Here is a 24,728-nt window from a genome sequence, read left to right on the forward strand (position 1 = left end):
TATCTGACACGCCCGGCGGATCAGGCCATTCGCTGTCAGCATTACCGATAGCTTTATCAAGTATTTCCAGGGAAGATCGTAGGTAAGGCCATGTCAAATACGATTCCTCCGCCAGATACGGGCAGATCCGCCGCAGACGACGGGTGCTTAAAATCGTCAACCCGCAGTGGCGCATCTTTAAAAAATAGCAGGCCGGGCGAAGCCAGTATGGCCGGCCCGGTTATTCTTCGGTGTCTCCCGCTGCCGCGGCGGGGATGTAGATGATAAACCGGGTACCTTTGGTATGGTCTCCCAGGACCCTGTTCTGGACTTCCACGTGGCCGCCGAAGCCTTCGACCAGGCTCTTGACCAGGTACAGGCCCAGGCCCGTGCCTTTTGCAACCGTGTGGCCCCGCTTGAACCGCTGAAACACCTCGCCTTTCTTATCGTCGGGAATGCCGTTCCCGTTGTCCTCGATCGCCACGCGGTAATAGGTGCTGCCGTTCTGGCCTACCCTGTCCATGTCCACGCCGATCTCCAGCGGGTCTCTCGAATGTTTGATCGAGTTATCCATCAGGTTGCTAAAAATGTCCCTCAGCAGAGGATTAGCCCGTACCAGGCACCTGCTCTTTTGAGCAAACTTAACCTTAACATCCCTGCCGGGTATACTGGAGTACTCGTTCAGGACGTCTTCGAGCACTCTGGCCATGTCCACGATCTCGAGGCTGTACTCGCCCAGTTTGAGCTTCTGCAGCTTCCGCACGTTATCGATCAGCCGGGCAGCCCTCAGCAGCGTCTTGTACGATGTATCGATGATCTCCTTCTCGCCTGCCTCCAGCTTCCCCCTGGTGTTCATGATGTTCCCGGCCAGCTCCAGCTGCATCAGCGCGATCTGGTGTAGATTGCTGATGTCGTGGCCCATCAGGTCCAGGTACAGCTCAGCCTGGGCTTTTTCCTCTTCCAGGGCCTTTTCCACCTGCTTTCTGGCAGTGATGTCCTGGCCCTGCGCTATGGTGGCCAGCAGGGAGTGATCGCTACTGTAAACGTTCGCAGAGTTCCAGAGAGCGATGCGAATGTTTCCTGACTTGTGCAGGATAGGTATCTCGACGGAATCCCACTGCTCGCCATCCAGCGTCTTTTTGATCTTTCCCAGCGATTCGTCTCTGCTTTCGAGGGGGAAGAGAATGCTCAGGTCCCTGCCCAGCACCTCTTTCGCAGTATAGCCCGAAAGCCACTCGAAAGCCCGGTTGAACCTGGTGATGGTGAACTTAGGGTCCCAGACGATGATCGGCGCGTTGGCGTTGTTGATCAGGCTCTCCAGGTACTCCTGAGCTTCCCGCATGGATTCGGTTACTCTCTGCAGCTCTTCGTTGTTGGTGCGCAGCTCTTCGTTCGCGCACTCGATCTCTTCGGTCTGGGCCGCAAGCTCTTCGTTCTTCACCTCGAGCTCTTCGTTCACGTCTTCCAGTTCCGAAGTCTTGGCCTCCAGCTGTTTCAGCAGGCGCTCCCTCTCTTCCTCTGCCTGCCGGACCTCGGTAATATCCCGTGCTACCACGACTGAGCCTACAATTTTACCACCCGCGTCCCGTATCGGCCCGAAGCTGTAGCTGCCCCACCACGACTCCCCGGTATCTTTCCTCCTGAGCATGTACCTGGCATTGGAAACCCTTTCGCCCCTGAGCGCCCGCGGCACCGCCCACATGTCGAGCGGCGCCAGGCTCCCGTCTGCGAAGTAAACGTCAATATAGTCCGGATATTGGGCCAGTGTCTTGTAGCACTCTTCCTTGTCCCCGAACCTGTGGAAGACTGCGAAGGCCTGGTTAAACTCGAGGAAATTTCCCCTGCTGTCAGAAACGAAGACCGCGTCGCTCATGCTCTCAAACACTGCTTCCAGCTTGGCCTTGCTCCCGATCAGCGCCTCCTCGGCAAGCTTGCGCTCGGTGATATCTGTCAGCATCAGCAAAGCGGCAGTAACCTGGCGGTTTTCGTCCGTAAGCGGAGAGGCGCTCACGAGCACCCACAGGGTTGTCCCGTCCTTTCGAACCAGCTTTTGATCGTACCGGTCTTTCATGCCCTGCCGCCGGCGCTCCAGGTTAAGCTTCGTGAGGGCGACCGCCTCTTCATCCATAAAATCGTATAGCGGTTTTCCGATCATTTCTTCGGGGCTGTACCCTGTCATTTGGCCCATTCTCTTGTTGATAAACGTAGTTCGGGCATCCAGACCGCATATCAAGATGCCTTCGCTGGCAGTATCGACGATGTTGCGGTACTTCTCCTCCGATACACGCAGGGCCTGCTTCAGCGGTATGCGCCTGTCCTCCCCTCCGGCCAGGCTCACGACTGCTAAGAGCATATATAGCGCGCCAAGGTACTGGCCTACTCTTCCCATCCAGCCCAGCAGCGTCCATATGTTGCCGCAGATCATCAGGACGCCGACTCCTGCCCCGATCATCAGTAAGCCGAGGCTGTACAGGAGTAGAAAGGGGGTGCGAGACTGGCTATAAAGGTACCCGAAACACGCTGCGGCAACTATGAACTCGACTACTGCTGCCGCTATCAGGACCTGGCGTAACAGGGTGAAGCCTTGCTCCGGGGTGAAGAAAGCAGGAGTCACATCTACCATGGTGCCCAGTGTCAGCAGGCTTAGGGCTACTAGTACGATAAGATATGATAAGCCCATGTACTGCGGAGCTTTAGCTGATACAGTCTGGTCTGGCTTCTGGATGATGGCCGAGACTGCGCTGCCGATGAAGCACAGCCCTGCCAGGCAGATGCCGGTGTTGTAGACTGTCAGGGCGTCGTTCGTGTCTGTCACCAGAATCCCGGCCAGCAGGTTGATGACGGCGAAGCTCAGAGCGCCACAGCCCAGCAAAAGAACAGCCCGCGAGCCGGTTTTCAGGTAGCTGCGCGTGGCCAGGTAGACGATGAGTAAGGATACAGAAGAGTTAAATAACACGTTCAGCGCGGTCAGCAGCACCTGGGCCTGGTATAGAACTCCAGTATCGCAACAGTACAGGGCTCCGACAACAACGATAAACAGCACAACCGGCACCCAGGCATACTTCTGAAGCTCTAAGATCCATCCTTCGTCGTAGCTTTCCCGATCATTGTATGCTGCTGTAACAGAGTCCAAACTCAACCCCCCGCTCAAGATGTCAACCATTTTCATAACAAGCAATAAATATCTTATCATTTGCTTACCTATCAAAAATAAGGGCCTTGTACATCACCTTGTCAGGCCAGACGTTCCCTGATTGTTCACATGAACAGCGAATCGTGACTGCGATTTCATTCCTCAAACTATTTCAATTTCGCACTGCTACCCGGCTACCAGATATCCTCTTCTCGTCAGCGCCTATCGCTCGGTCTACGTCAAGTTCAAGCACGACACCGGCCACACGATCAAGGACCTGCGCACGGCGATGGCTCACCTGCTCGTGCCTGCCGCCAAGGAAGAGTGGATCAGGGAGCATGGAGCGCCAGCCAACAAGACTCAGGAAAAGAAGATGCACTCTTACGCCGTGAAAAGGGCGGCGGAGTTCCTGGGCAACAAGCCTGCCGTACTGAAGAAGAGCTATGCAAACCCCGCCGACTTCCGGTCCCGGATTGGCTAAGCCAGCCGGGGAGAACCCCGGCAGGCTATAGCTCCTGCTTTTACCAGGCGACCTGCACGGCGCAGGTGTCGCTCAGGTTCCGGCTGATGCCGATCTTCAGGTAGCTCGTCACGTTGGCGCTTCCCTGGCCGACGCCGGTCAGTACTGCAGTCGCCCGGCCTTCTCTGTCGGTGGAGTTCCCGAAGGCTTCCGGCAGCATTGCCACTGCATTGTTGTCGCTCGTGAAGTTCACCAGCTGCCCGGCCCTCCTGTACTGCTTGCCGTTCAGGTACAGCTGCGCCGTGATCAGGGTCGACCCGGGTAAGCTCGACCTGCCCGCCACGCCGATCGTACCGTGCTCCGGGGTTGCCTTGATGGCGTCGGGCATGGGAACGTGGACCACGATGAAGCCGCTGGAAATCCTGCTCTTGTTCAGCGATATATTATCTGTTCTGCCATAGTACTGGACACCATCGCCTACGTCTCCTACCGCTACTGCGTAAGCGTGCGTGGCGCCCGGGGTTAGCACGATGTTATCAAACACATAGCTGCCTGGGTAGGGCATGCCAGCGTATGATCGGGTGGTCATATTGTAGGCTTCCCCGGTCGGAGTCATCACGTGCAGGGTGATGTAGACATCCTCGAACGGCCTGCCGAAGCTGTCCTGCACGCTACCGAACCAGCTGGTGACGTTACCTTGCGTTCCGGCTATGTCGGGCTGGGCAGTCGCCGTTACTGTCGCCGTGGGCATGGGCTGCGTCTCATTGGCCGCCGAGGCATTGCTGTCGCCGCTGCCAGTTGAACTGGTACATCCGGCGAGCGCTACGATCAGGACGATCGCTGTAACGGCTAAGGCTGTCTTTAGTCGAGGTATTTGAGTGCTCATCTAATCCGCCTCCTTCTAATTGATAACCTGTACCGGGCAGGTGTCGCTCAGGTTCCGGCTGATGCCGATCCTCGTGTAGCCGGTGACGGTGGCATTTCCTGCCCCGCTGCCGGTCAGCAGGATGGATGCCCGGCCTGTCATATCGGTGACGTTGGTCCGGACGCCCGGCAGGGCCGCAACGTCCTCTTTATCGGTGAAGAATGAGATCGTCACTCCGGACCGTTTGTACGGCTTGCCATTCAGGAATAGCTGGGCCGTGACGAGCGTCGAGTTAGGCAAACCTGAACCCGGCACGCTGACGTAAGCGATATTTACCGGTGCGATCTTCGTGCTCTCGACGGTAATTTTTACCTGATCGGGCATCGGGACGTGCAGCACTATGAAGCCACTGGACATCATCTCGTTATCGAGCGTGTAATTGCTGCTCCTGCCATAGTAGGTTATGTCATCCTCCAGATTCCCCACGCTTGCCTCAGCGTACGCGTAAGTGATGTCCGGGCTGACGGTGACGTTATAGAAGAAGTAGCTGCCGGGGTAGGGCAGGCCTTCGGCCGAGACGTTGGTCACGTTGAAGGCTTCTCCCGCCGGCGTCATCAGGCGGAGGGTCACGTTTACCCCGCCGAAAGGCTTGCCGAAGCTGTCCTGCACGCTGCCGAACCAGGTAATTTTTTCGGGCTTAGGGCCGGTTCTCACAGTCGCATAAGGCACCGGCGAATCCGTGGCTACGGGAGTTGCCGCAGCCGGCTCAGCCGTGGGGAGCACAGTGGGCACGCCCGAAGCTGAAACGTTGGCGTCTGCGCCGTTCGCCGGGGTGCTGTACACGGCGGCAATGGCTATCATGGTCAGGACAATAATCAGTAGAACGATACCTATCACGAATTTATCATATTTCACTTCATTCACCCCCGCTCGCGCGGGTCCGGCTTTCCGGCAAAAATGCTTCTCCAGAGAATCATGGTCCGGCAATCGCCTGCTAAGAAATTTTTTTTATTATATATAGGGCTTATGTCACAATCCGTTAATTTAAATCAATAAGATACTGCCTGGTTAAATTAACAGATTATGATATAACGCTTATATATCCCCCGCTCATTTCTATTAATCAAGGCCTAATACGCCGGGTGAGTGATTCTATGAACTCAAAGCAACGTGTAGCCGGAGCTATCGCCATCAACCTTCCCGCGGGGATGGGCGCTGAGTTGTCTTCCGATCTCTACTGTGATATGCTGGAGCATGAGCTGCTCAACCTCAACCAGATTGCCCTCGGCTACCTGGAGCTGGCGATCAGCGTGGGCGAACCCGGCGAGGGGCTGCTCCGTGTCGATGAAAACCTGCTCGGGAAGTCGATCTCTGCTATCCGGGACAGCTCTATCCTCATCGACAGCTTCCGGAAGCTCCGCAGGACGAAAGCGGCGGGGGCGGATAAGATGCCAGCCGTAGAGCCTGCGGGCTCTTGAATTAACGTATTGTGATAGAAACTTTAAATATTCCCTGACCATTTTATTCATCGGGGTGTAACACCCCCGACTTGTGATACTATGCAATCTAAACTACTGATAGCGGGAGCTATAGTCGCAGTCATCGCCATCTGCGTCATCGTGGTCGCGATTTTCTCATTATCGCAGGGGCCCGGGCAGGCCTCCACCTCTACCCGGCCCACCGCCCCTGCAATTACTATTACTCCGGCTCCGTCGCCGCAAATCTCCATCAGCTCGATGACCGGGTCGGTGATCGAATCGTACGGCAAGCATCTGCCAGGTTAACTGGTTACGCTGCACCATCCGATTATGCCAGCCCCTCGAATCATAACTAACAGGTAATCGATCCCTGCGGCACCGGCGATATGCTCATCGTATATCTCCCTGTGTCCACGCCAGCGATCGACCGACCCCCGTTTTTCCGGGCGTATGTCATCCAGTTTCACTGCACTCCGGCCTTAAGAAACCTTTTTATACAAGCCTCCGAGAAGCTCTTAGTATTCAATCGCTGCAACTGGCTATATCCGGGGGTTCGATTATGCGTGGGTTTATGCGTATCACTACAATAGCAACACTTCTTATGCTCGTCTCTATGGCCGCACTATCTGTCATGCCGCACGCCGAGGCTGCCGGCGGGACCGCTGTCACCCCGGACAGCCTGCAAGTCACCGGCCGGGCGGTCACGCCTCTTTCGCTGAACAGCTACGACGTCGAAGTGACCGCTGCCGATGCATCTATCCAGCCCGGCGAGCGCACGAGCTTGCGCGTGGTAGTCACCTGGGCAGGTAACGACACCCCGGTCGATAACGTCTATGTGGAGTTTAGCAGCAGCCCTGCGACGGCTACCTTTTCTCCTGCCCTTACCCGGACCAGCGTGGTATATTCCAAAGGCGACTGGCTCAGCGGCATAGCCAGCAGCGATTTCACCAGCAGTACGGCCGGGACCTATAAAATCACTGTCCAGGCATACAGCGCATACTTTGGCAAGGGCGACTCTCGTAACAAAGCCGACGCATCCGGCGTCCTGACGATCACTGTAGGTACTCCTGCCCCGTCGCCTTCGCCTTCTCCATCTCCGTCGCCTTCCCCGGCCGCAGGCACTGCGACTCCGATGCCGACCGCTGCAGTTACCGTAACGCCGGTCGTGACGACTATCCCTGCTGCCACCAGTAGTGCTGCAGTTGATATGACCACGCTGCTGGGCGTCGGGGGCTGTATTGCCGGTATCTTGCTATTGCTACTCGTCGCGGGGATCGTCTTCCTCTACCTCTGGCTGAAGAAGAGCCTCAAACTGCTGCCCCGGAATACTAAGATACCTGCCGACGGCACCACGGTGACCCCGGTGAGGGTGCAGTTCGTCAACGGCCTGGGCATGGCCAGGAAACCTGGCAAGAACACCGATGTAGAGCTTGAGTCCACCGCCGGCAAGATCCGGGGCGTCACCCTCCCGGCGGGCAAGCCTTACGTGGATGCGGAGCTGCTTTCCTCGAAGGAGTTCGGCCCCGTCACGATCACCGCGAAAGCCGGCGGCAAGGCTGCCACCGCCAGGGTTGCCTTCGTAGCGGAGAAGGGCGTCCTGGAAATCACGGCCCGGCCTGATACGATCCCGGCGGACGGCAGGTCGTCTGCCACCCTGACCGTGATGGTAAAAGCTGACAAGGGCAACGTTATAGCTCCTCTGGAAGACCGTACCGTCGCGCTGAAGACGACTCTCGGCACCCTGCCTGCCACGCTTAAGTGGCCGGCCCGGGCTACCTCGGTCAGCACCAGCCTCCAGTCGGGAGAGGTCAGCGGTACTGCTGTGATTACTGCTGCCACGGGTGACCTTAAGGGCGAAGGCAAGGTCACCTTCCAGGGTATGCCCAAGCGGTTCTGCATGCACTGCGGCACACCTATGGCTCTCGAAGCGGCCCAGTGCCCGAAATGTGGGAAAACTCCCCCCTCGGGCACGGATGTCAAGCAGTGTCCTTCCTGCAGCACCGTCATACCTGATGCTGCGCAGTTCTGCCACCACTGCGGCGCTAAACAGCCATGACGAATCGATGCCATGGTAGCCGGGCTCAAGACCCGGCTTCTCACCTTCTATCTTTTTCCGGCCTTCCGAAATACCGCGTGGCCATATAAGAAACATATTTATACGTTCTTCCAGTAAGCTCTTACTACTAGCCGGACGGAATTAGGGTCTGTTCCGGGGGTTCGATCTATGGGTGGTTTTATTCGCTATGGAAGGGTCTTAACGGCCCTGATAATTTTCTCTATCGCAATCATGGCACTCCTGCCGCAGGCAAATGCAGCCGGCGGCGTGGTATTGCCGTCCGACCTGCAGGTGACTAAAGTAACTGTGACACCGGATATCTACCATCCGGGACTCATCACGTTAGACAAATACAACGTCGCCGTGACCGCGGATCAGTCTACGATCGCCGCCGACGGGCATGCGATGGTCATCGCTAAGGTAACCTGGGCAGCTAACGATAGCCCTGCCGCCGGTGTGACGGTAGAGTTCACCAGCGCTCCTGCCTCGGGGACTTTCGAGCCGGTTGCATCTTCGACCGCTTCGTTCACCATCGTCGGCAGGATCAGCAAAGGCCAGGCTAAAGCCGACTTCACCAGCAGCGCTCCCGGTACCTATACGATCACAGCTCAGTCGTACAGAACCTACATCAGTCCGAGCCACCCCGATAACGTCAAAGATGCTGCCGGTACAGTCACTCTTGTAGTTGAGGCTCCGCCAGCTACGTCGACTCCGACAGTAACCCCTGAACCAGCGACTCCGACGCCTGACCCGGCAACTCCGACACCTCCCGTCGTCGTGGGGGGAGTGACTGATACCCCGACCCCCAGCCCGGTGGTCGTCACTGTCACTCCTGACCCTGGCACAGGCGCAGGTCTCACTCTGCTGGCAGACTACTGGATGTACATCGCCATCGCCCTGGCAATCCTGCTGCTCCTCTTCCTCCTCCTGCTCTTCCTGTGGCTGAAGTCCAGCCTCCAGGTCCTACCGAAGAAGACCAGGGTGCCCGCAGACGGCACCTCAAAGCTGCCGATCCGGGTGCAGTTCGTCAACGGCCTCGGCATGGTCAAGAGGATGGGCAGGGACACCGACGTCGAGTTCGAGACCACCGCGGGCACGATCAACAGCGCAGTCATCCCCCAGGGCAAAGACCACGTAGACGTGGACCTGACCTCCTCCAGGGAGTTCGGCCCAGTCACCGTGACCACTAAAGCCCTGGGCAAGACGGCGACCACCAGAGTGGACTTCGTTGTGGAACACGGCAGCCTGGACGTCACTGTCCAGCCCTCCACCATCCCGGCAGACGGGGCCTCTTCCGCCACCGTGACCGTCGCCATCAAAGACGAAAAAGGCGGCTTTGTCACGCCGCTGGAAGACAAGACCGTCACCCTCAAGTCGACGCTCGGCACCATCGCGCCCGAGCTGAAGCTGCCGGGCAGAGTCCAGTCGGCCAGCACCGTCATCACCTCGGGAGACGTGAGCGGCACGGCCGTCATCGTCGCGGCAATCGGCAACATGCACGGCGAGGGCAAAGTAGAGTTCAAGGGCATGCCCAAACGGTTCTGCATGCACTGTGGCACTCCCATGTCACTCGAGGCCTCCCAGTGCCCGAAGTGCGGCAAGACCCCGCCCTCCGGCACCGACGTCAAGCAGTGCCCGTCCTGCAGCACCGTCATACCCGAGGCCGCCCGGTTCTGCCACCACTGCGGGGCTATGCAGCCAGAGAACAAGAAATAAAAATAAGGCCTGGGGACATGGTCCCCTGGCTATTCTATTTTAAACACAGAGCCCACAGCGCTTGTTTCTCACCACGGCGGCACGGCGACACAGAGACTGTGCGGGAAACGACAACTGGGTAAGTTTTCTAACCACGGCGGCACGGCGGCACGGCGACCGGGTGAGACCCGATAACAAGATCAAATTTTCTAACCATAGAGGCACGGCGCCACGGCGATAACTCGTACCCGAGTAGCAAGGCTCTTTTTTATGATCCACGGCGGCACGGAGGGTAGGGAGTATGGAGACAAACACCTCATCCGGTATACTGATGCTAAACCTGACAAAATTCAAAGGAGGGGTGAAGCTTTCAGGCCTTATATCAGATACACAGGCTGAAAGGATTGGATGGTAAGCAGCTTTTGGTTAATGCACTGTCTCCGTGCCGCCGTGGGCTGAAAAAGAGTTCACCGTTAACAGTTTGCCATCGTCTCTGTGTCGCTGTGCCGCCGTGGTTCCAGTTACCATTCGGCTTGTCGTGGATCGCATTGTCTCCGTGTCGCTGTGCCGCCGTGGTTCCAGTTACCATTCGGCTTGTCGTGGATCGCATTGTCTCTGTGTCGCTGTGCCGCCGTGGTAAATTATCCTGCCTCTTCTCTGTAGCAGTAATAGAAAAAAAGAGCGTCCGGGGGAGGGGCGCACATTATATTTTGGACTTCTTGATGTCGACCTTGGTGATGGCCGGGTAGGTGACGTCGATGCGCCTTGAAGTCGTAACCGTGTACTCGAGTACGCTGCTCTTCACGTCGCCCTCGACGGCATCGATCGTATAGCCCCGGTTGAACTTGATATCGTCGACACCCTGTAGGAAGAGGTTGCCCACGTCGCGGTAGAGGGCTTCGATGGTGGCGAGCGTGATCTTATCCCGGTCGGCGGCGTTGTCGGCGGCGATTATGATGGAGTAGAGGAGGGAGAACTTGAGGATGTGAGACTCTCCGAGGGGCTTGTCCAGCTCGTAGGTGACGGCTATGCTGTCCTTTCCCTTCTTCGGCGCTTCCCGGAAGACTACAGCGTTCTTCACCCTGTCGAAGGTGAAGTCGTCCGGGGCTGTCCTGAACCGGCCCCGGGGGTGCTCGACCTTGAGGATTTCCTTGACCGGCGTGTCCGTCAGCCGGAACTCCAGTAGCTGGCCGTCCGTGTCGAACACCTCCAGCTTCTCTTCGTTCCTGACCTCGGTGACCTTCATGCCGGACTCTTCTATAGTGAAGTCCGTGTTACATACCGATAAGCCTTTTTTACGGTCCATACCTTGCACGATGTCCTCTGCGGGCACCATGCCCTCTAAGCCTTTTTGCAGCGAACTTATCAAGGCGTTGTCGATCTCAGGTATCATTCTGTCACCGCGCACTCTTCACTTTTTGGCCGCCTCGGGCGGCTGCAGCTGCCGAACTCTGGCCGTGTAGTGGAGCACGTTGGCGATCCTGACCGCGCTGTCCTTCGTGACGTCCCGGAAGGTGATGTACCGGATGGCCTTCTCGGGGCCCGGGTTGATCAGCGAATACTTATACCAGAGGCGCTGGTTTGGGGACTGCAGGTACTCGACGTACGGGTTTTTGGTGCCTTTCGGCCGGAGGTTGGTCCACTCGTGGATGACCAGCTTGTCCGTGGCGTACGTGCTGCCGTCGATGTACTCGATCTGGATCTCGATCGCCTCTCTGTCGCCGTTGGCAGCGCCTGACCAGTAGGAGACGACGTCTGCGTAATCGTTGAGGCCGAACTTGCAGATATCGCCCATCTCCACTTTTCCGACGTAGTACTGCTTATCTATCAGCCCGAGCACGTCGCTGCCGTAGTTGAAGTCGTCCGGCACGCCTGTGCTGAGGTTGTACGCTGTCCCGACGGGGCTCGGCAGGCCGGTGAGTGTGACGCTTCTGGTCATGTTGTCGATGTACTTCCTGAGGGTGACCAGTTCCTCGATGATCTTGTTCCACTCGTCTGACCTGATGATGTCGCCCGGTTTCTTAAAGACTGGATCAAATGCCATTATATCCCACCCTTCGTAGCTGGCTCTGCGAGCCGTATCCCGGCTTTAACGCCGCAGCCCTTGGCCATGTTCACAATTTCCTGCAAGTATGCTTCGCTTACGCCGGACTTGTCCAGCAGGCTTTTTTCCACGATCACGTCGAAGGTGGCCGGCTGGTTCGCCGTCCACTCCATCGTGATCGCGGAGGTGATGCTGACCGAGAAGACGGACCGGTCGAACATCGCGCTGTCGAAGGCGCCCAGGTTGGCGCCGACCGATTCGGTGTACTGCCACTTCGTCTTCTTCCTGGGCAGCACGGGCACGCTCCCCTCGATTTTCGAGGACACGTCCTTGCCGTTCAGGGTGGCCTTAGCTCCGGCCAGCCTGAGCACGTCGCCCCTGGAGAGCTCGCCCCTGTACATGATCGACTCCCCGGTGTCCAGGTTCCTGATGACCGGGTCGGAGATTCTGGCGCCCTCTGTTTCGACAGCGATGGTGATCTCCGGCTCTGCGTCCCTGATGTTCCTGGGGTTGACGGTCCACTCTGTCCCGGCCATCAGCTTCCAGGTCTTTTTCAGCCGGACAGCCGGGTTCTCCTCGATAGCCACCGGGTAGTCCGGCGGTAACCCCATCGCGATCCGGACCATCATCAGGATCGCGTTCCTGGTACCGCCGCCCTTGAAGCTCAGCACCGCGGTCTTCAGCCGGCCCCGGTAGTCGTCGTCGGTCTCAGTGGCCTTTCTCTGGATGCTGTAGAGCCGTCCTATCCGGTCCAGGTCTTCTCCCGGGGCGGTGTCGACCCAGTGGGCCTGCATGATCGAGACGAAGTCCTTCTCCGCCTCGTCCATGTTCTTGCCCACCGCGCCTACGATCGACGAGATCGTCGCCCGGCGGTCCCAGTGCATGTAGAAGTGGGGCAGCCTCTCTGAGATTCTTTCGGCTTTGATCGACAACGCTCACTCCTCCACGAAAATCTCGAGGGACCTGAGCTCGCCCTTCTCGGTCAGCTTCACATCTACGTTGTCCTTGCTCTCGTTCACGTATATGTCCCGGGCGTCTCTCACCCCGGGCACCTGGAGCGCCGCGAGAATTATGCGGCTGATGACCACGTCCTGGCTGATGTCGATGGTGCTCATGTACTCGGTTATCGCGTTCCTGACCCTGTTCTTGATCGCATCCCGGTCCGAGCCCCGGTTCACGACGACGGTCAGCCTCACGTCCAGCGGGATGATGAGAGGCCGCTTGAACTCGACCACGATGCCCGCAGACCTGGTTTCTTCTATGGCCCGGTGGATGTTCTCCAGGTCGCCGCCGCTGGCGATGACCTGGACAATGCCGGGGATGCCGTCGGGCTGGTCGATGACGACCACTTCGCCCGCGACTCCGTTGACGCCCTGGACGGCGGACTTCAGCGACTTCAGCGTCGCCTTGCCGGCCATCTCCAGCGCCCTCCTGGCCCTCTCCCGGAGTTCCGAGTCGCTTTCCACGCCTGTGCCGCTGGCCATGTCGTTCTTGTTGATCACGAAGTCGATGCCCGCCACTGGCTTGGGCATCACAGTGACACTGCCCGCGCTGACGTTGCCTTCCCTGCCGGGGACGGTGGCCATGACCGGGACAGCGACCTCCCACCGGCCGGCGTCGTTCTTCGTCAGCACGGCCTCTCTGGTAGTGCGGAAGCTCTTGATGTTCTCCGCGGTCCTGGAGTAGGTGGAGACCATCGTGTTCAGGGGGACGACGATCCTGTTGTACGCAGCATAGTCCACGTAGAAGACTGAGCCTGCATCCGGGGCCTTGCCCTGTGGCAGGAACACGATCCTGTTGTCTACCACGTCGTAGTCCGAGCCCTGGAGCAGCGTTGCGGTTTCCCCGCCGGCGGTCGCCTCGATCTTCCTGACCTCTTTGATGAGCGAATACTTGAGCTCGTACCGGTCCTTCGAGCCGAAGACGGTCGCCTCCCGGGAGACCTCGATGGCAGGGGGCTCGTTGTTGCGGCCGAAGATGATCTCCCCGTTGGCGTAGCCCGCCGCTTTTCTGGTGATGCCCAGCAGCGCCACCACCAGGTCGAGAGACTTGTCGCTGGCGGTGTCGATGAAGCCCGAATTGTACACCAGGTTCATCTGCGCGTACATGTAGTCCATCTCCAGCGCGATCGCCTCCACGATGGTGCGGGTGACCGTGCCCGGGTTGACGTCCGTGATGCCCATGGTGGTATCCACCAGGTAGTACACGGTGAAAGGCGTGCGATCGTCGGGCTTGTCTCCTCCGTGCATCCATTCGATCATGTCGCCGTTGAGGCGGTAATCGGTGCCTTTCCTGAACGAGACTTTGGCGCCCTTGAGCATGCCGTCGACTTTGACGATGTCCCTGACATTGGTGCTCTCCAGCTGGAACTTGGTCCGGTACTGGAGGTACTCGTATTTTTCGCTCACCAGGCCTCTGGTGATCTGGGACAGGATAGAGTCAGTGATCTCCCTGTAAGTCTTTCTTGTGAATGTCATCAGCTTACCTCCAGGTAGTACGGGAATACCAGATTCATCGGAATGTTGCTCTTGATAGGGATTACTGTGATATCGAGGACGACTGCGTGCGGGTCGCCGGCATACGCGGTCACTTTGATGCCGGAGATCTCTTTGACCCGGCGCTCCTGCAGGACGCACTCCTTGGCGTACAGCCGGACCAGCTCTCTGGTTCTTTCGGTGTTAGGGTGGCCGATGAGCTCGTGTAGGCGAGACCCGTAGCGGGGGTGGCCCAGCTCGGCCAGCTCTCCCTGGCGGGTCAGCAGCCGGTGCATGATCGCCTGGCCCAGGTTCTCCCTGCCGGAGACCAGCTGCAGATCCCCGGCCTTACTCACCATGAGATCCGCCCCAAGGCCTACGTACTCCTCCTTCATCTCGACGTACAGCTTGATGTCTCTCCCGTATAGTTCCTCATCCATTGCTATCCCTGACCCTTATCCTATGTTGACTGTCCCTGCCGCCACTACTGTGCCGACCGGGGCAACCCCTGTCGGATCGTTGCAAGTGTTGGCCGTATCCCCCGCCCTCGCAGCGGGCTTGCCGTTGATCATCACTGTACTGCTGCCCATGATGATCGTCCCCTGGTTGGTCGGCGGCACCTGGAACGGCCCTCCCTGTGGCATGTGCGGCGGGTTGTTTACCGCTGTCGAGCCGACGGTGGCAGCGGGCTTGCCCTCGATGTTTACGTCCGTGCTGCAGCCGCCGTTGATCATTCCGGCGAACGGGCTGGGCAGCGGAGTCGGGACCGGGGCCCCTGCAGCTGCCGGAATCATGTATATGTGAGTGTCGAGCCCCGTGATCTGGTCTCCCATCTTCGCCGCCGGCTGTCCCATTCTCTCGCCTCAGTTGATATTGACCATCGATCCCTTGATCTCGGTGATAGCGCCACCTTTGACGCTCATGTTCGCGCCGGCCTTGATCTCGGCGTTCGCGTCGCTCTCGATATTGACCAATCCGCCCTTCTGGTTCAGCTCCTGGGTGCCCTCGATCTCCACAGTCAGGCCCTTTAGCTTTAAGGCCATCGTGCTCTCTATGGTGATGTCCACGTCGGCCTTCAGGGAGATGGTGCCGTCCATGCCGACGTTGATCTTCGAGAAGCCGGTGTCGATCAGCACCGCGTCGTCCGTCACCTTGATCTCCACCCCGCTCGGGAGCTTGATGTCGACTCTCTTCTTCGAGGGGTTCACCGAGTCCGGGGACACGAACACAAGCTCGCCGGCGTCGTTCTCGGGCGGCCGCTGCCGGTCGTTGTACATGCTGCCCAGCACCACCGGCGAGTTGACATTGCCACCTATGTAGCCGACCAGCACCAGGTCCCCGATGCTCGGGGTGAAAGCGAACCCGATGTGCGGGGTCAGGATGGGCACGTTTCTCAGCTCGTCCGAGTCGCTGTCCCTCAGCCTGACGCTGCAGTAGTAATTGTGATCGTCGAACCCGCTGGCGTGCGGGAAAATGGACGTGACCACGCCCAGGTCGAAGGTGTGGATTTTTCTGGCTTCAGTTTCGGCGATGCGTCTCATGGTGCCGACGAGCGTCAGGTTTTCGCTGCCGTCCGACTGTCCGACCGTGTGATTGCCAGTGTTTCCGCTGTTATCCACTTCAGCCGACAGTTCATTGATCTCTATAGGCATTACCTTCCACCACCCATCTTCTCGATCTTCTCGATGATCTGCTTGACCAGGCTCTGCGCCTGCCCGAGCTCCATCTGGCGCTGCTCCACGCTGCTCGACGCCTGGTTAGCCTTGTCCTTCGCGGCCAGAATTTTATCCGAGAAGCCGTTCTTGCCCCGGAGGTACTCCAGGTCTTTGGTCTCCTGGAACTTCTTAGCGGCCTCGGCTTTCTCCTTCGCCGCCTGGTACTTGCCCCTGGCTATGTCCGCCTGGCGCTTTTTAACATCGAGAGCATCTTTCGCAGCGCTTACCTTTGCCACCCCATCCTTGACCGCCATATTACCTCTACCTCCTTACTCCAGCCCCGCCATCTTCTTGCCTTCCATGACCTTGTCTCTGGCCGACTTGTAGGCGCCCTTCAGGCTTTCCATGCCATGGGCCATCTCCTTGCGGCCTTCCTCGGCCTTCTGCACGGCTTCGCCGTAAGCTTTATTCGCATCTTTCAGGATCGTGTTCGCTGTCCGCTGGGCCTCGTCTATCTGGTCCTGGATCTCCCTGACTCCGTCATCCAGAGTTTTCCGGGCCTCCTTGACCTTGGCCTCAAGCTCTTTGAGCTTGTCCATCGCCTCTTTTTCCGCGGCTTCGGCCTTTGCCTTAATCTCATCGAGCTTCTTCCGGGTCTCTTCCTGCCTGCCCTTCAGCTCTTCCTCGATCTCCTTCTCTTTGGCCTCGATCTCTTTCTTCGCGTCCTCGATCTCTTTGAGCTTGTCGTCAACCTGAGCTTTCAGTTCCTTGACCTTGTCCTCAGCCTCTTTGACTTGGTCTTCAAGCTCTTTCTCGATCTCCTTGACCTTGGCCTCAACCTCTTTCTTGAGGTTCTCGGCTTCTTTGAGCTTGTCGTCGATCTCCTTCTTGAGATCCTCGAGCTTCTCTTTACCTTCCTTGACCTTGGCTTCGAGTTCCTGCTCGATCTCTTTCTCTCTGGCTTCGGCCTCTTTCTTCAGGTCCTCGATCTCTTTGAGCTTGTCTTCAGCCCGGCCCTTCAGGTCAGAGATCTTATCCTCGACTTCCTTGATCTGGTCTTCGATCTCTTTCCTGATTCTCTCAGTGTCCTGGGAGCTGCCCTGAACGGACACTCCGGCGCCTCCGGCGGGGAGCTGGTTCTTGAGCTCCTTAGCTTCGTTTTCAAGATCAGTAATTTCACGCCTGATGTTGTTGAGTTCGTCATCCAGCGGTTTCAGCTGGTCTTTGAGGGCCTTCTTGCCTTCTTCGATCTTCTTTCTCGCTTCGCTTTCGAGCTTTTCTGCTTCTTTTTCCAGCTCTTTGATCTGGTCTTTGACTTTCTGGATCTGCTCTTCGATGGGCTTCAACTGGTCTGTGAGCGATTTTTTCGCCTCTTCGATCTTCTCTTTAGCCTCGTCCCTGAGCTCTCTGGCCTGGTCTTCCAGCTCTTTGATCTGGTCTTTGACTTTCTGGATCTCGTCTGCTATGGGCTTGACCTGTTCTTCGATCTTCTTTTTCGCCTCTTCCAGCTTCTTCTGGGCTTGCTCGACGAGCTTTTCAGCTTCCTTCTCTACTTCTTCGGCCTCGGCTTTGATCTTGTCGATCTCTTCCTGGACCTTCTTCTTATAATCGCTATATTCCCTCTCCGCGTCCTCGACGACCTTGTCCAGCTCCTGCTTCTTTTCCCGGAGCTCTTTCCTGAGCTCGTCGACGACCTTCAGGGCTTCTCTGGCGGCCTCCTCGGCGACCTTCTTCGCCTCGCCGGCGGCCTTGATCATCTCCGCGGCCTGCCTGTCTACTTCCGCCATCGCCTTCTGGAGCTCCTCCAGGAGATCGCCCAGCGCTTCTTCCGCCGCCTCCACCGATTCGATCAGCGCTTCCTTCGCTGCCTCTTCGACTTCCTTAGCCTTCTCCAGCATTTCCTCAAACATGTTCGGCTCTTTGGGCGGGGCGGGCACCGCAGGCGTCTCGATCGCCGGGGAGTCGCCCGGAGCTACGGTCACTTTCTTGATCCAGCCGATGGTGGTGAGGTAACCGGCCTCCGTGCTGAGCTCGTGGCTCACCCGGACCGTCTCGAACTCGCCGTTGTTCTGCTCGCACGGCATCTCCTTGATGGCGATGGTGTCGCCTAACCCGATCTTCGGGTTGCCGAGCACCACCAGCGTGCCGCCCAGCTCCACCAGGAACGACTCCATTTTGGCAGCGGCCACCTTTTCAGCCGTATCTGTGTCTCTGATTGCCGGGTGCCGGACGATGAGCATCCTATCTCCGCTGCCCATGGTGACTCCGGTCCCCTCCTGGGATATCCAGTGGGACTTGTCGCCGCCCTTGCTGCTGGCAGGGCTTTCCCCGATGACTTTGACTGAGGTGTACGGCGGAGAGAGCTCGTGGACCTCGCTCTTGACGATGTCCCGGCCGTACTTGAACTGCTTAGGCTTCTTGCTCTCGAATTTCTTAAAAATGATCAGGCCGTCGGGCTTCAGGAACAGGTCAAAGCCGTTGAGCGACGCGATCTCCTGCATGTGCTCGTAGACCGGCTTCGAGGTGTCGATGACGTACATGGGGAAGGTGATGCCGTCTTCGGGGTCCTTGACCTTGAGCCCGGCCTTGTCTGCCAGGTCCTCCACGATGGCGCCGGAGGACTGCTTTTCGTAGATCTGGTGGAGCTTCGTCCCTGCGAGCACGCTGGCCGCGGTGTAGCCGGTTATGGCGACGCCGGTGATGCCCGGTACTACCGAATCGACCATGCCGGTGAACACCTTGGTTAGCGCTCCCTCATTGCCCAGCTCTATGGTGGTCTCATCGCCCTTTTTAATCTGTCCAGCGCCGTTCCCGGGGCGGAGCACGATCCGGAAGGTGTCCAGCGGTATGCTCAGATCGCAGTCTACCTTGATGCTCAGCACATCGCCGCCCGACGCCGACTCGAAGGTTGCCGATCCCATCTTGATCTTGTAGCCCGGTCTCAACATGTCGCTCTGCTCCCTGCTTTTGCCCTACCTTTAGGCCGGCTCAGTGTACTCCCTGAGGGTGATCGTATAGCTGTACTGGTTTTTGTTACCCGATTCCCCGGTGACCCGGAAGTCGTCGATGATCACTTTGGTGATGTCCGACGCGCCCGAGATATCCGAGATGAAGGGCACCGGTTGGCCGCTCTTGTACCTGGACCTGATCATCTCGATGACCGAGATCGCGCTCTTGCCCGTGATCGTGCCGTCGAACTGTATTCGCACCGCAGTGCGCCCCATGTCCTGAAAGACGCACCCGTCCAGGCCCGGAATCGCGTGCATGACGTAGTTGCGCTTCGCCCCCGATACGATGTTCGTGATGCTCCGGGCCTCCGATATTCCCCCGGCCGGGCTTTCCTCGGTCTGATCCAGGGCGGTGCCATCCAGCTCTATTTTCATCCTACCGTCACCATCTCTTCCGCGTTCTCGTACCCTTCTTCCTTCACTTTGACCGAGTAGTCGCCGGGGTCAAGGTCCTTCACCCTGTACTCGCCCCTGTCGTCGGTCTGAACCTCGATCTCCCTGCCGCATCCGGCGACCACTACTGTCACGCCCGGCGTCGGGTTCCCGGCCGGGTCGAGCACGACTCCTGTCAGCTCGTTGCGGCGGGCCGACGAATCCGTGGCAACCTCGTTGGCCCACTGCTCCGCCTCTTGGTTCGCCTCTGCGGGAGCCGCTTCTTCCTCGGGAAGCCCGGTGTCGCCGGCTACCGGGCCTTCTGGCTCCTCTGGCGGCTCCCGGTACTCCCAGAGCTCGATGACATAGTCAAATCGGTTACGGTTGCCCGCTACGCTTTTGACGATCATGCTGTCGATGAGCACTTTGGTGATGTCGGCAGCGCCTGAGATGTCCGAGTTGAACTCCACCGGGTCGCCCTTCTTAAAACATCCCCAGATGCCCTCGAGCAATGTGGTGGAGTTCTTTCCCGACACGATGCCTTCCGCGATGATCTTGACCGCCGACCGGCCCAGGTCGCTGTACGAGGAGCTCTGGCCTCCCGGGGCGTCGTAGGCTTCGGTGTTCCTGGCGTCCACCGTGCTGATGTGGGTGACGCTCCTGCCTTCGCCCCCCTCTTCCTCGCCGTCCAGCGGTATGCCGTTCAGCTCGATCTTCATACCTCAGATGCCTCCGTACCGCTTGATCTCTTCCGAGAGTATCTGTCCAATCTTCTTGCCCAGGTCCTTCAGCTCCCGCTCTTCGCCGCTCTTCACGTTGACCGTGATGTTGAACGTGTTGTGGAAGTTCGAGACCTTGCTGGCCGGGCCCGGCCCGGCTATCTTCGGGGTCGCCCCTCCGGGCACGGTGATGTTGACAATGTTCTCCGCGCCGCTGGCCGCCGAGGGCGTTACCGGTGTACTCCACGGCAGTCCCCCGGCCGGGTCGTAGACTGCAGGCGCCTGCGGGGCCACGCTCCCCGTCACGTGGGGCGCCGACTGTATCAGCTGCCGGATCATCGCCGCGCCGGACCGCTGGCCGGCCTGGGCTGCGGCGATGCCCGATACCAGTCCGAGTCCCGGGACCGCTACTCTGGCGGCCGGGACGGCCGATCCGTTTTGCACCCTGCTTCCCGTGTTCCCCGGGATGGCGAGCGGCGATACAGAACTTAAGGCAGCGGCATCGTGGGCAGGTACTGTTGTTGTGGCGGCGGCTATGCCGGCCAGGTGGCGGATTTCTGCCGGCCGCCCTCCCTCCCCGACGGGCATCGCTGCCGGGGCGCCCGACATGGCCGTGATCAGCGACAGCCCGGCGCTCCCGCCAGGCGAGGATATGCCGCCGGTCCGGGCGACGCTGACCGCCCTGCTGATCTCCGAGGCCGCTCTCACGTACTCGCCCATCGCTCCCATGGAGCGGATGACCTGCGCCACCGGCGAGCCGGGCATTTCCGGGGCCGGAGGCCGGGTCTCACGGGCCTGGGCCGGGCTGTTGTGGAAGGGCGGCCGATGAGGCTCTCCCGGCTGCGGCGTCTCAGGAAGCCGGGGCTCCCTCGTTACCGGAGCAGATACCACCGGCCAGCTCGCCCTCGGGGCGCTCTCCTCCTTTGTGGCGGTGCCTTCCGCCGGGCGGAGAGGCCTTCCGCTTTCCGCGCTCATCGAAAGCGCTTCGGAGAGCCTTCTGGCGTTGTACTCCGACTCCTCGGCAGGGCTCGCCGGCTTCGGCATCATCCTCAGCGGAGGCGCATGGACGAACTTCTGGGGGAGAATTTCTCCTTTCTCTTCTCCGGTTTTATCCGGCGTCACGGCCGCTTTCGCCCTTTCCCTGACTGGCCGGGCAGCCTGTGGCTGAATACCATTCCCCGCCGGGGAAACGGGAGCCGGAACGTGGCCGGCATATCCAGGCACTGGCTCTTCGGGCTTCTGCTGCTGCGAAGGCGGCGTCGCTGCCCTGGCAGGCGTTGCCTGGCCTGCGGGCCGGGCGGGCAGGTACGAGAAAACGTTTCTCGCAGGCTCTTCTGCCTGCTGCATCTGCTTTTCCGGCAGGGTGGGCACGGTGCCGCCCGAGACGACCGCGGCGCTTATAGACTGGGCTTCGGTGCTGATGTTTTCAGTGGTGATGCTCCTGTTGACGATGTTCTGCCGGACCTCTGTGAGGTCGCTCATCACCACGTTCGAGCGCCTGATGCTCTGCTCCACCCACTCCCCGGCAGGCGCCCGGGCGATTTCCCCTCTTGGTCCCGCGGGTGCCGGCTCGGCAGCCCGGGCCTGTTCCTGTCTCCTCTCCCACTCTTTCCCCTTTGCGGGAGCCTCCGGCCTTACGATCGGCATGGAGAGCGGCGGCAGCGGCTGTTGCTCTCTGGCCAGGTCAGGCCGCCGCTCGTCTTCATGGCGGACATGGGGCATGGTCAGCGCCGGCGAAGCAGCGTAAGAAGAATAGATGGCCCTGATGTCCGTGCTGTCGTGCCCGACGTTCTCCAGGGCTTTCTGGATTTCCCGGGTGATCGCGTAGACGTTGATCGGCCCTAGGCTGACCTCGCTCCTGGCGGGCTCTTTCGGCGCCTCTTCTTGGTCAGGCCTGATCTCGGGCGGCTCCGGGGGGAGGACGAAGCCGTACCTGAACGGAACTCCTTCGGAAACGCCGGAAGCTGTCGCTAAAAAGGGCATCATGGCTTCCGCCACGGCTGCCCTGGCAGAAGCTATCTCTTCCAAACCGGGGCTGAGCTCCTCCATGCTGGAGCTGCTGAGCTCGGCTGCCTTAAGCAGCAGGGCTTCTATTGCCGTCATGGGCCAACCTGCACCAGGGCACTCATTCGGAGAGTTCCTCTTCGTCCTCGTCCTCGTCATCCACAAAGACGATCCTGTTGACACCGGCGCTCTGAGCCTTGGCGATCGACATTTTTTCGAGCCTGTCCACCAGCGCTGCCACTAAAAAATTGATCTGAGGGCGAGTCAGATCGGCCGGCCGCTCTGCGAACTTATAGCCGTAGTCAAGGCAGAGCGCTGCCAGCTCCTGGCCCTCAGGGGACTGGACGAACCTTCTCATCTCGATTCTTTTTTTTTACGCCGGCTCCCGAGGCGATGCCGCTGAGCTCGAGGATCCGGGTGCCGATGAACTCGGGCACGCCGAACTTCATGTCAGAGACTTCCTCCACAGTCAGCCTGGGCTCGACGAGGCCGAGAGAAGTGACTAAACGTAACGCTTTGAAATTTTTGATCACGTCGACCCTGGCCGGGTCAGGCATGCCGTCCTCGTTGAGGGGCACGCTGCCGATGACGGCGAACACTTCGCTGAGTTCGCCATCGGTTAGCGGCCGTACCACGACTTCAGACCCGTAGGCTTCGACGTGAAGCGTCTCGTGCTTCTCCTTGCCCTTCAGGATGTCTTCCTTGGTGAGTTTTTTCATTAAGGGTTACTCCGTCCTATCCGGTCAGGCGCCCTCTTTGAGGTCTTTGGCCGTGAAGTAGTAGTTGGAGATGCCGTGCCCGTTGATGTCCATGGCGTAGTCCTTCGCGTCGAGGAAGCACTGCTGGAAGTCCAGAGTCTTGACGACCTGGCCTCCCTCTCCCTTGAGGATGACCTGGAGCGAGAAGTTGTTGTTTGCCTCGTCCATGTTGTCGAGCAGCGCATCCAGCGGGCTGCAGGTCGACTTGACCCTGATGACGCCCGAGACGATCTTGTAGCCGTAGCTGACGTACTTCCTGAGGTGTTCGCCGCCCTCGAAGTGGTCCTGCTTGTTCAGCTGGATCTTGTAGTCGATAGACTGCAGGCCCACCTTTTCCGAGCCCGCGCTGGTGGTGATCGTGGCAGTGCTCCACCTTGCCGATATCGGTGTTACTGGCATGTTGTGTTACCCTCCTTAAACCTCGACCTTGATGGTCGCGTAGATGTAGTCCATGGCCCTGACCGGCCTGACCGCGATGTTCACTCTGACGATACCCTGGGCGAAGTCCAGCTCAGAGCTGTACACGTCCACCAGGAAGGCAGGCTCTTTGCCGTCCACGCTCGGGACCAGGGCGCCTTCCGATTCCATCCTCATGAGAAACTCGGTGATCTTGCCCTTTAGCGCGCTCCGGCCGTCCGGGCTGTTCAGCGTACCGATGAACAGGTCGGACACGCTCTTGACGCCGCGGACCGCGTGATCGGCGATCCTCGTGACGCTGATCTGCTCCTTGCTGGTCGAGATACCCTTTACGACCACGATGCCCCTGCCTTTCTGCGCTTCCAGTGGCATGACTCCGGCTTTCAGCATCTCCATCTCCTCGGAGGGCGTGTACTTCTTCTCGAGCTTCGCCACGCCGGCGATCGCCTTGAAGGTCGGCGACTCGTAATAGTTCAGCCTGCTGATGAGGCCGGCCACTGCGCCGGTGATGCCGTAGGGTGCCACGATCACGAAGCGATCGCTCGCGAGGACGTTCGTTCTCTTCACGATCTCGGCGATGGGCTCGTTTCTGCCGACGCTGCCCAGGCCTATCCTGTTCTTCGCGTCCATGCTCATCTTCAGGCAGTGCGCGTCAATCAGCGCGTGGATCTCCGGGTCGGTGACGTCGCATGCCGCAACCATGTCGACGTCGGGCTCCGCCTCGAGCCTCTCCAGCGCCGCCTCGAAGTCCGCCTTGGAGATTACCCCGGTCTTGCCGCCCGACAGGGTGCCTTCGGCCGCCACAGGGTTGTTGCTGCCGGACTTGCCGGACGAGCGCTGCTCCTCCGCAGTTACCAGCCTGGACTTCCGGTTGATCGCGTCGACGAGGTTGTCGCCCGCCGGGCCCATCGATACCGCATCGTAGATCTCGATGTTCGTCCCGTCGGTGATCGAGAGCGTCACAGTCTCGGCTCCCTCGGGTGCCTCGACCTTGACAGAAATGTTGTTGCCCTCTTCGCCGGAAGACTTCGCGGTCAGGAGCACGGTGTCCCTGCCCTTCCGGTCCTTCAGGGCCAGCGTCGCCCGGGCGCCGTCCTGGCCGGCGATGGGGACCACGACGACCTGGAATACACCGTTCTGGAACGCCTGCTTGGCTTCCTTCGTGACGGTGAAACTGTCGCTGGAACCGAACTTGTCCGCGAACTCCGCGTAGCTGCTCACAGGGGTCGGCACCAGAGCCTCGCCCTTCTCAGTCGTGCCGATCAGCGCAACCACGCCTGACGGGTTGAGCTGCTGCGGCACGATTTCCTTGATTACCTGAATTTCCACACCGGGAATAATCCTGGTCATACCACTACACCATCCATATTGCCACCAGTTGCTACTGGCGGTGCCAGTTGCTGGCGATTTTAGAATGACAGGGAGCGATAAGCTGTGCCGACGCCAGCCCTAACCGGGCGCCATGGCAGTATTTTTATCGCCTGCACCTCAATACACTGACATCTAGACGGCTGCCGATATATAATTTTCCGGTATAGTTTCAAAAATGGAAGTTCAACCCTAAAGTAGCAGACTGCCCGGAAGCCTGGCTATAAAAAAAGAAAAGGTGGA

Annotated in this window: 24 protein-coding genes; 5 read left to right on the forward strand and 19 right to left on the reverse strand. The window is 59.1% G+C overall.

Translation table 11 applies throughout. The features are described from left to right. Positions 1-220 precede the first annotated feature (220 nt). On the reverse strand, positions 221-3,112 hold the full coding sequence (locus ACPLPM_RS03625; RefSeq protein ID WP_424358878.1) for a PAS domain S-box protein: 2,892 nt from the start codon (positions 3,110-3,112) through the stop codon (positions 221-223). A gap of 289 nt (positions 3,113-3,401) precedes the next feature. On the opposite strand from ACPLPM_RS03625, the gene ACPLPM_RS03630 reads away from it, so the two are divergent. Further along, the gene (locus ACPLPM_RS03630) at positions 3,402-3,593 is read left to right on the forward strand and encodes a hypothetical protein (protein ID WP_424358879.1); all 192 of its coding nucleotides are present in this window, start codon (positions 3,402-3,404) and stop codon (positions 3,591-3,593) included. Positions 3,594-3,633: 40 nt separating this feature from the next. Here the strand turns inward: ACPLPM_RS03630 and ACPLPM_RS03635 are convergent, their stop codons facing one another. After that, on the reverse strand, positions 3,634-4,458 hold the full coding sequence (locus tag ACPLPM_RS03635; protein ID WP_424358880.1) for a hypothetical protein: 825 nt from the start codon (positions 4,456-4,458) through the stop codon (positions 3,634-3,636). A gap of 15 nt (positions 4,459-4,473) precedes the next feature. Beyond that, entirely contained in the window at positions 4,474-5,352 is an 879-nt protein-coding gene (locus ACPLPM_RS03640; protein ID WP_424358881.1) for a hypothetical protein, read from the reverse strand. A 239-nt stretch (positions 5,353-5,591) separates the two neighbouring features. Between ACPLPM_RS03640 and ACPLPM_RS03645 the strand changes: the two genes are divergently transcribed. From ACPLPM_RS03645 to ACPLPM_RS03660, 4 genes are all read left to right on the forward strand, one after another. Further along, positions 5,592-5,915, forward strand: a complete 324-nt coding sequence (locus ACPLPM_RS03645) for a hypothetical protein (RefSeq protein WP_424358882.1) — start codon at positions 5,592-5,594, stop codon at positions 5,913-5,915. 81 nt (positions 5,916-5,996) lie between these two features. Further along, positions 5,997-6,221: a hypothetical protein gene (locus ACPLPM_RS03650; RefSeq protein ID WP_424358883.1), complete on the forward strand. Its 225-nt coding sequence runs from the start codon at positions 5,997-5,999 to the stop codon at positions 6,219-6,221. Positions 6,222-6,486: 265 nt separating this feature from the next. Beyond that, the gene (locus ACPLPM_RS03655; protein ID WP_424358884.1) at positions 6,487-7,971 is read left to right on the forward strand and encodes a double zinc ribbon domain-containing protein; all 1,485 of its coding nucleotides are present in this window, start codon (positions 6,487-6,489) and stop codon (positions 7,969-7,971) included. 231 nt (positions 7,972-8,202) lie between these two features. Next, on the forward strand, positions 8,203-9,687 hold the full coding sequence (locus ACPLPM_RS03660; RefSeq protein ID WP_424358885.1) for a double zinc ribbon domain-containing protein: 1,485 nt from the start codon (positions 8,203-8,205) through the stop codon (positions 9,685-9,687). A 682-nt stretch (positions 9,688-10,369) separates the two neighbouring features. Here ACPLPM_RS03660 and ACPLPM_RS03665 read toward each other — a convergent pair. The 16 genes from ACPLPM_RS03665 to ACPLPM_RS03740 are packed head-to-tail and all read right to left on the reverse strand — an operon-like array spanning position 10,370 to position 24,467. Further along, positions 10,370-11,059: a hypothetical protein gene (locus ACPLPM_RS03665; RefSeq protein ID WP_424358886.1), complete on the reverse strand. Its 690-nt coding sequence runs from the start codon at positions 11,057-11,059 to the stop codon at positions 10,370-10,372. An 18-nt stretch (positions 11,060-11,077) separates the two neighbouring features. Beyond that, a complete protein-coding gene (locus ACPLPM_RS03670) occupies positions 11,078-11,710 on the reverse strand; it encodes a hypothetical protein (RefSeq protein ID WP_424358887.1) in 633 nt (210 codons plus the stop codon). Beyond that, positions 11,710-12,642, reverse strand: coding sequence for a hypothetical protein (locus tag ACPLPM_RS03675; protein ID WP_424358888.1), 933 nt, complete (start codon positions 12,640-12,642; stop codon positions 11,710-11,712). Before ACPLPM_RS03675 ends, ACPLPM_RS03670 begins: the two co-directional genes overlap by 1 nt. 3 nt (positions 12,643-12,645) lie before the next feature. Next, the gene (locus ACPLPM_RS03680; RefSeq protein ID WP_424358889.1) at positions 12,646-14,187 is read right to left on the reverse strand and encodes a baseplate J/gp47 family protein; all 1,542 of its coding nucleotides are present in this window, start codon (positions 14,185-14,187) and stop codon (positions 12,646-12,648) included. Beyond that, entirely contained in the window at positions 14,187-14,624 is a 438-nt protein-coding gene (locus tag ACPLPM_RS03685; protein WP_424358890.1) for a GPW/gp25 family protein, read from the reverse strand. The genes ACPLPM_RS03680 and ACPLPM_RS03685 overlap by 1 nt, the downstream gene beginning before the upstream one ends. 15 nt (positions 14,625-14,639) lie before the next feature. Then, on the reverse strand, positions 14,640-15,038 hold the full coding sequence (locus ACPLPM_RS03690) for a PAAR domain-containing protein (RefSeq protein WP_424358891.1): 399 nt from the start codon (positions 15,036-15,038) through the stop codon (positions 14,640-14,642). Positions 15,039-15,047: 9 nt separating this feature from the next. Then, entirely contained in the window at positions 15,048-15,836 is a 789-nt protein-coding gene (locus tag ACPLPM_RS03695; RefSeq protein WP_424358892.1) for a phage baseplate assembly protein V, read from the reverse strand. Further along, positions 15,836-16,153 carry a hypothetical protein gene (locus ACPLPM_RS03700; RefSeq protein WP_424358893.1) on the reverse strand — a complete coding sequence of 106 codons (318 nt, stop codon included), beginning with the start codon at positions 16,151-16,153 and terminating at the stop codon, positions 15,836-15,838. Before ACPLPM_RS03700 ends, ACPLPM_RS03695 begins: the two co-directional genes overlap by 1 nt. Before the next feature lie 15 nt (positions 16,154-16,168). Then, a complete protein-coding gene (locus ACPLPM_RS03705; RefSeq protein WP_424358894.1) occupies positions 16,169-18,787 on the reverse strand; it encodes a hypothetical protein in 2,619 nt (872 codons plus the stop codon). 30 nt (positions 18,788-18,817) lie between these two features. After that, a complete protein-coding gene (locus ACPLPM_RS03710) occupies positions 18,818-19,222 on the reverse strand; it encodes a DNA circularization N-terminal domain-containing protein (RefSeq protein WP_424358895.1) in 405 nt (134 codons plus the stop codon). Beyond that, on the reverse strand, positions 19,219-19,938 hold the full coding sequence (locus ACPLPM_RS03715) for a carboxypeptidase-like regulatory domain-containing protein (protein WP_424358896.1): 720 nt from the start codon (positions 19,936-19,938) through the stop codon (positions 19,219-19,221). Before ACPLPM_RS03715 ends, ACPLPM_RS03710 begins: the two co-directional genes overlap by 4 nt. 3 nt (positions 19,939-19,941) lie before the next feature. Then, positions 19,942-22,041 (reverse strand): hypothetical protein, encoded by a 2,100-nt coding sequence (locus ACPLPM_RS03720; protein ID WP_424358897.1) that lies wholly within the window; start codon positions 22,039-22,041, stop codon positions 19,942-19,944. Between the two features lie 22 nt (positions 22,042-22,063). Further along, the gene (locus ACPLPM_RS03725) at positions 22,064-22,300 is read right to left on the reverse strand and encodes a hypothetical protein (protein WP_424358898.1); all 237 of its coding nucleotides are present in this window, start codon (positions 22,298-22,300) and stop codon (positions 22,064-22,066) included. Further along, positions 22,275-22,661, reverse strand: a complete 387-nt coding sequence (locus ACPLPM_RS03730; RefSeq protein WP_424358899.1) for a hypothetical protein — start codon at positions 22,659-22,661, stop codon at positions 22,275-22,277. The genes ACPLPM_RS03725 and ACPLPM_RS03730 overlap by 26 nt, the downstream gene beginning before the upstream one ends. 24 nt (positions 22,662-22,685) lie before the next feature. Then, complete coding sequence (locus ACPLPM_RS03735; protein WP_424358900.1) at positions 22,686-23,099, reverse strand: hypothetical protein; 414 nt, start codon at positions 23,097-23,099, stop codon at positions 22,686-22,688. 15 nt (positions 23,100-23,114) lie between these two features. Then, positions 23,115-24,467: a phage tail sheath subtilisin-like domain-containing protein gene (locus ACPLPM_RS03740; protein WP_424358901.1), complete on the reverse strand. Its 1,353-nt coding sequence runs from the start codon at positions 24,465-24,467 to the stop codon at positions 23,115-23,117. Positions 24,468-24,728 lie beyond the last annotated feature (261 nt).

Source organism: Methanocella sp. MCL-LM, assembly GCF_049676595.1.
Classification (GTDB): Archaea; Halobacteriota; Methanocellia; order Methanocellales; family Methanocellaceae; genus Methanocella_A.

Excerpts from the sequence above, each read along its gene's own strand:
- ACPLPM_RS03660 (WP_424358885.1), top strand. The coding sequence starts at position 8,203 with ATGGCACTCCTGCCGCAGGCAAATGCAGCCGGCGGCGTGGTATTGCCG.
- ACPLPM_RS03710 (WP_424358895.1), bottom strand. The coding sequence starts at position 19,222 with ATGAAAATAGAGCTGGATGGCACCGCCCTGGATCAGACCGAGGAAAGC.
- ACPLPM_RS03715 (WP_424358896.1), bottom strand. The coding sequence starts at position 19,938 with ATGAAGATCGAGCTGAACGGCATACCGCTGGACGGCGAGGAAGAGGGG.
- ACPLPM_RS03645 (WP_424358882.1), top strand. The coding sequence starts at position 5,592 with ATGAACTCAAAGCAACGTGTAGCCGGAGCTATCGCCATCAACCTTCCC.
- ACPLPM_RS03735 (WP_424358900.1), bottom strand. The coding sequence starts at position 23,099 with ATGCCAGTAACACCGATATCGGCAAGGTGGAGCACTGCCACGATCACC.
- ACPLPM_RS03720 (WP_424358897.1), bottom strand. The coding sequence starts at position 22,041 with ATGACGGCAATAGAAGCCCTGCTGCTTAAGGCAGCCGAGCTCAGCAGC.
- ACPLPM_RS03655 (WP_424358884.1), top strand. The coding sequence starts at position 6,487 with ATGCGTATCACTACAATAGCAACACTTCTTATGCTCGTCTCTATGGCC.
- ACPLPM_RS03730 (WP_424358899.1), bottom strand. The coding sequence starts at position 22,661 with ATGAAAAAACTCACCAAGGAAGACATCCTGAAGGGCAAGGAGAAGCAC.
- ACPLPM_RS03725 (WP_424358898.1), bottom strand. The coding sequence starts at position 22,300 with ATGAGAAGGTTCGTCCAGTCCCCTGAGGGCCAGGAGCTGGCAGCGCTC.
- ACPLPM_RS03695 (WP_424358892.1), bottom strand. The coding sequence starts at position 15,836 with ATGCCTATAGAGATCAATGAACTGTCGGCTGAAGTGGATAACAGCGGA.
- ACPLPM_RS03700 (WP_424358893.1), bottom strand. The coding sequence starts at position 16,153 with ATGGCGGTCAAGGATGGGGTGGCAAAGGTAAGCGCTGCGAAAGATGCT.
- ACPLPM_RS03680 (WP_424358889.1), bottom strand. The coding sequence starts at position 14,187 with ATGACATTCACAAGAAAGACTTACAGGGAGATCACTGACTCTATCCTG.
- ACPLPM_RS03630 (WP_424358879.1), top strand. The coding sequence starts at position 3,402 with ATGGCTCACCTGCTCGTGCCTGCCGCCAAGGAAGAGTGGATCAGGGAG.
- ACPLPM_RS03690 (WP_424358891.1), bottom strand. The coding sequence starts at position 15,038 with ATGGGACAGCCGGCGGCGAAGATGGGAGACCAGATCACGGGGCTCGAC.
- ACPLPM_RS03635 (WP_424358880.1), bottom strand. The coding sequence starts at position 4,458 with ATGAGCACTCAAATACCTCGACTAAAGACAGCCTTAGCCGTTACAGCG.
- ACPLPM_RS03705 (WP_424358894.1), bottom strand. The coding sequence starts at position 18,787 with ATGTTGAGACCGGGCTACAAGATCAAGATGGGATCGGCAACCTTCGAG.
- ACPLPM_RS03665 (WP_424358886.1), bottom strand. The coding sequence starts at position 11,059 with ATGATACCTGAGATCGACAACGCCTTGATAAGTTCGCTGCAAAAAGGC.
- ACPLPM_RS03650 (WP_424358883.1), top strand. The coding sequence starts at position 5,997 with ATGCAATCTAAACTACTGATAGCGGGAGCTATAGTCGCAGTCATCGCC.
- ACPLPM_RS03740 (WP_424358901.1), bottom strand. The coding sequence starts at position 24,467 with ATGACCAGGATTATTCCCGGTGTGGAAATTCAGGTAATCAAGGAAATC.
- ACPLPM_RS03685 (WP_424358890.1), bottom strand. The coding sequence starts at position 14,624 with ATGGATGAGGAACTATACGGGAGAGACATCAAGCTGTACGTCGAGATG.
- ACPLPM_RS03670 (WP_424358887.1), bottom strand. The coding sequence starts at position 11,710 with ATGGCATTTGATCCAGTCTTTAAGAAACCGGGCGACATCATCAGGTCA.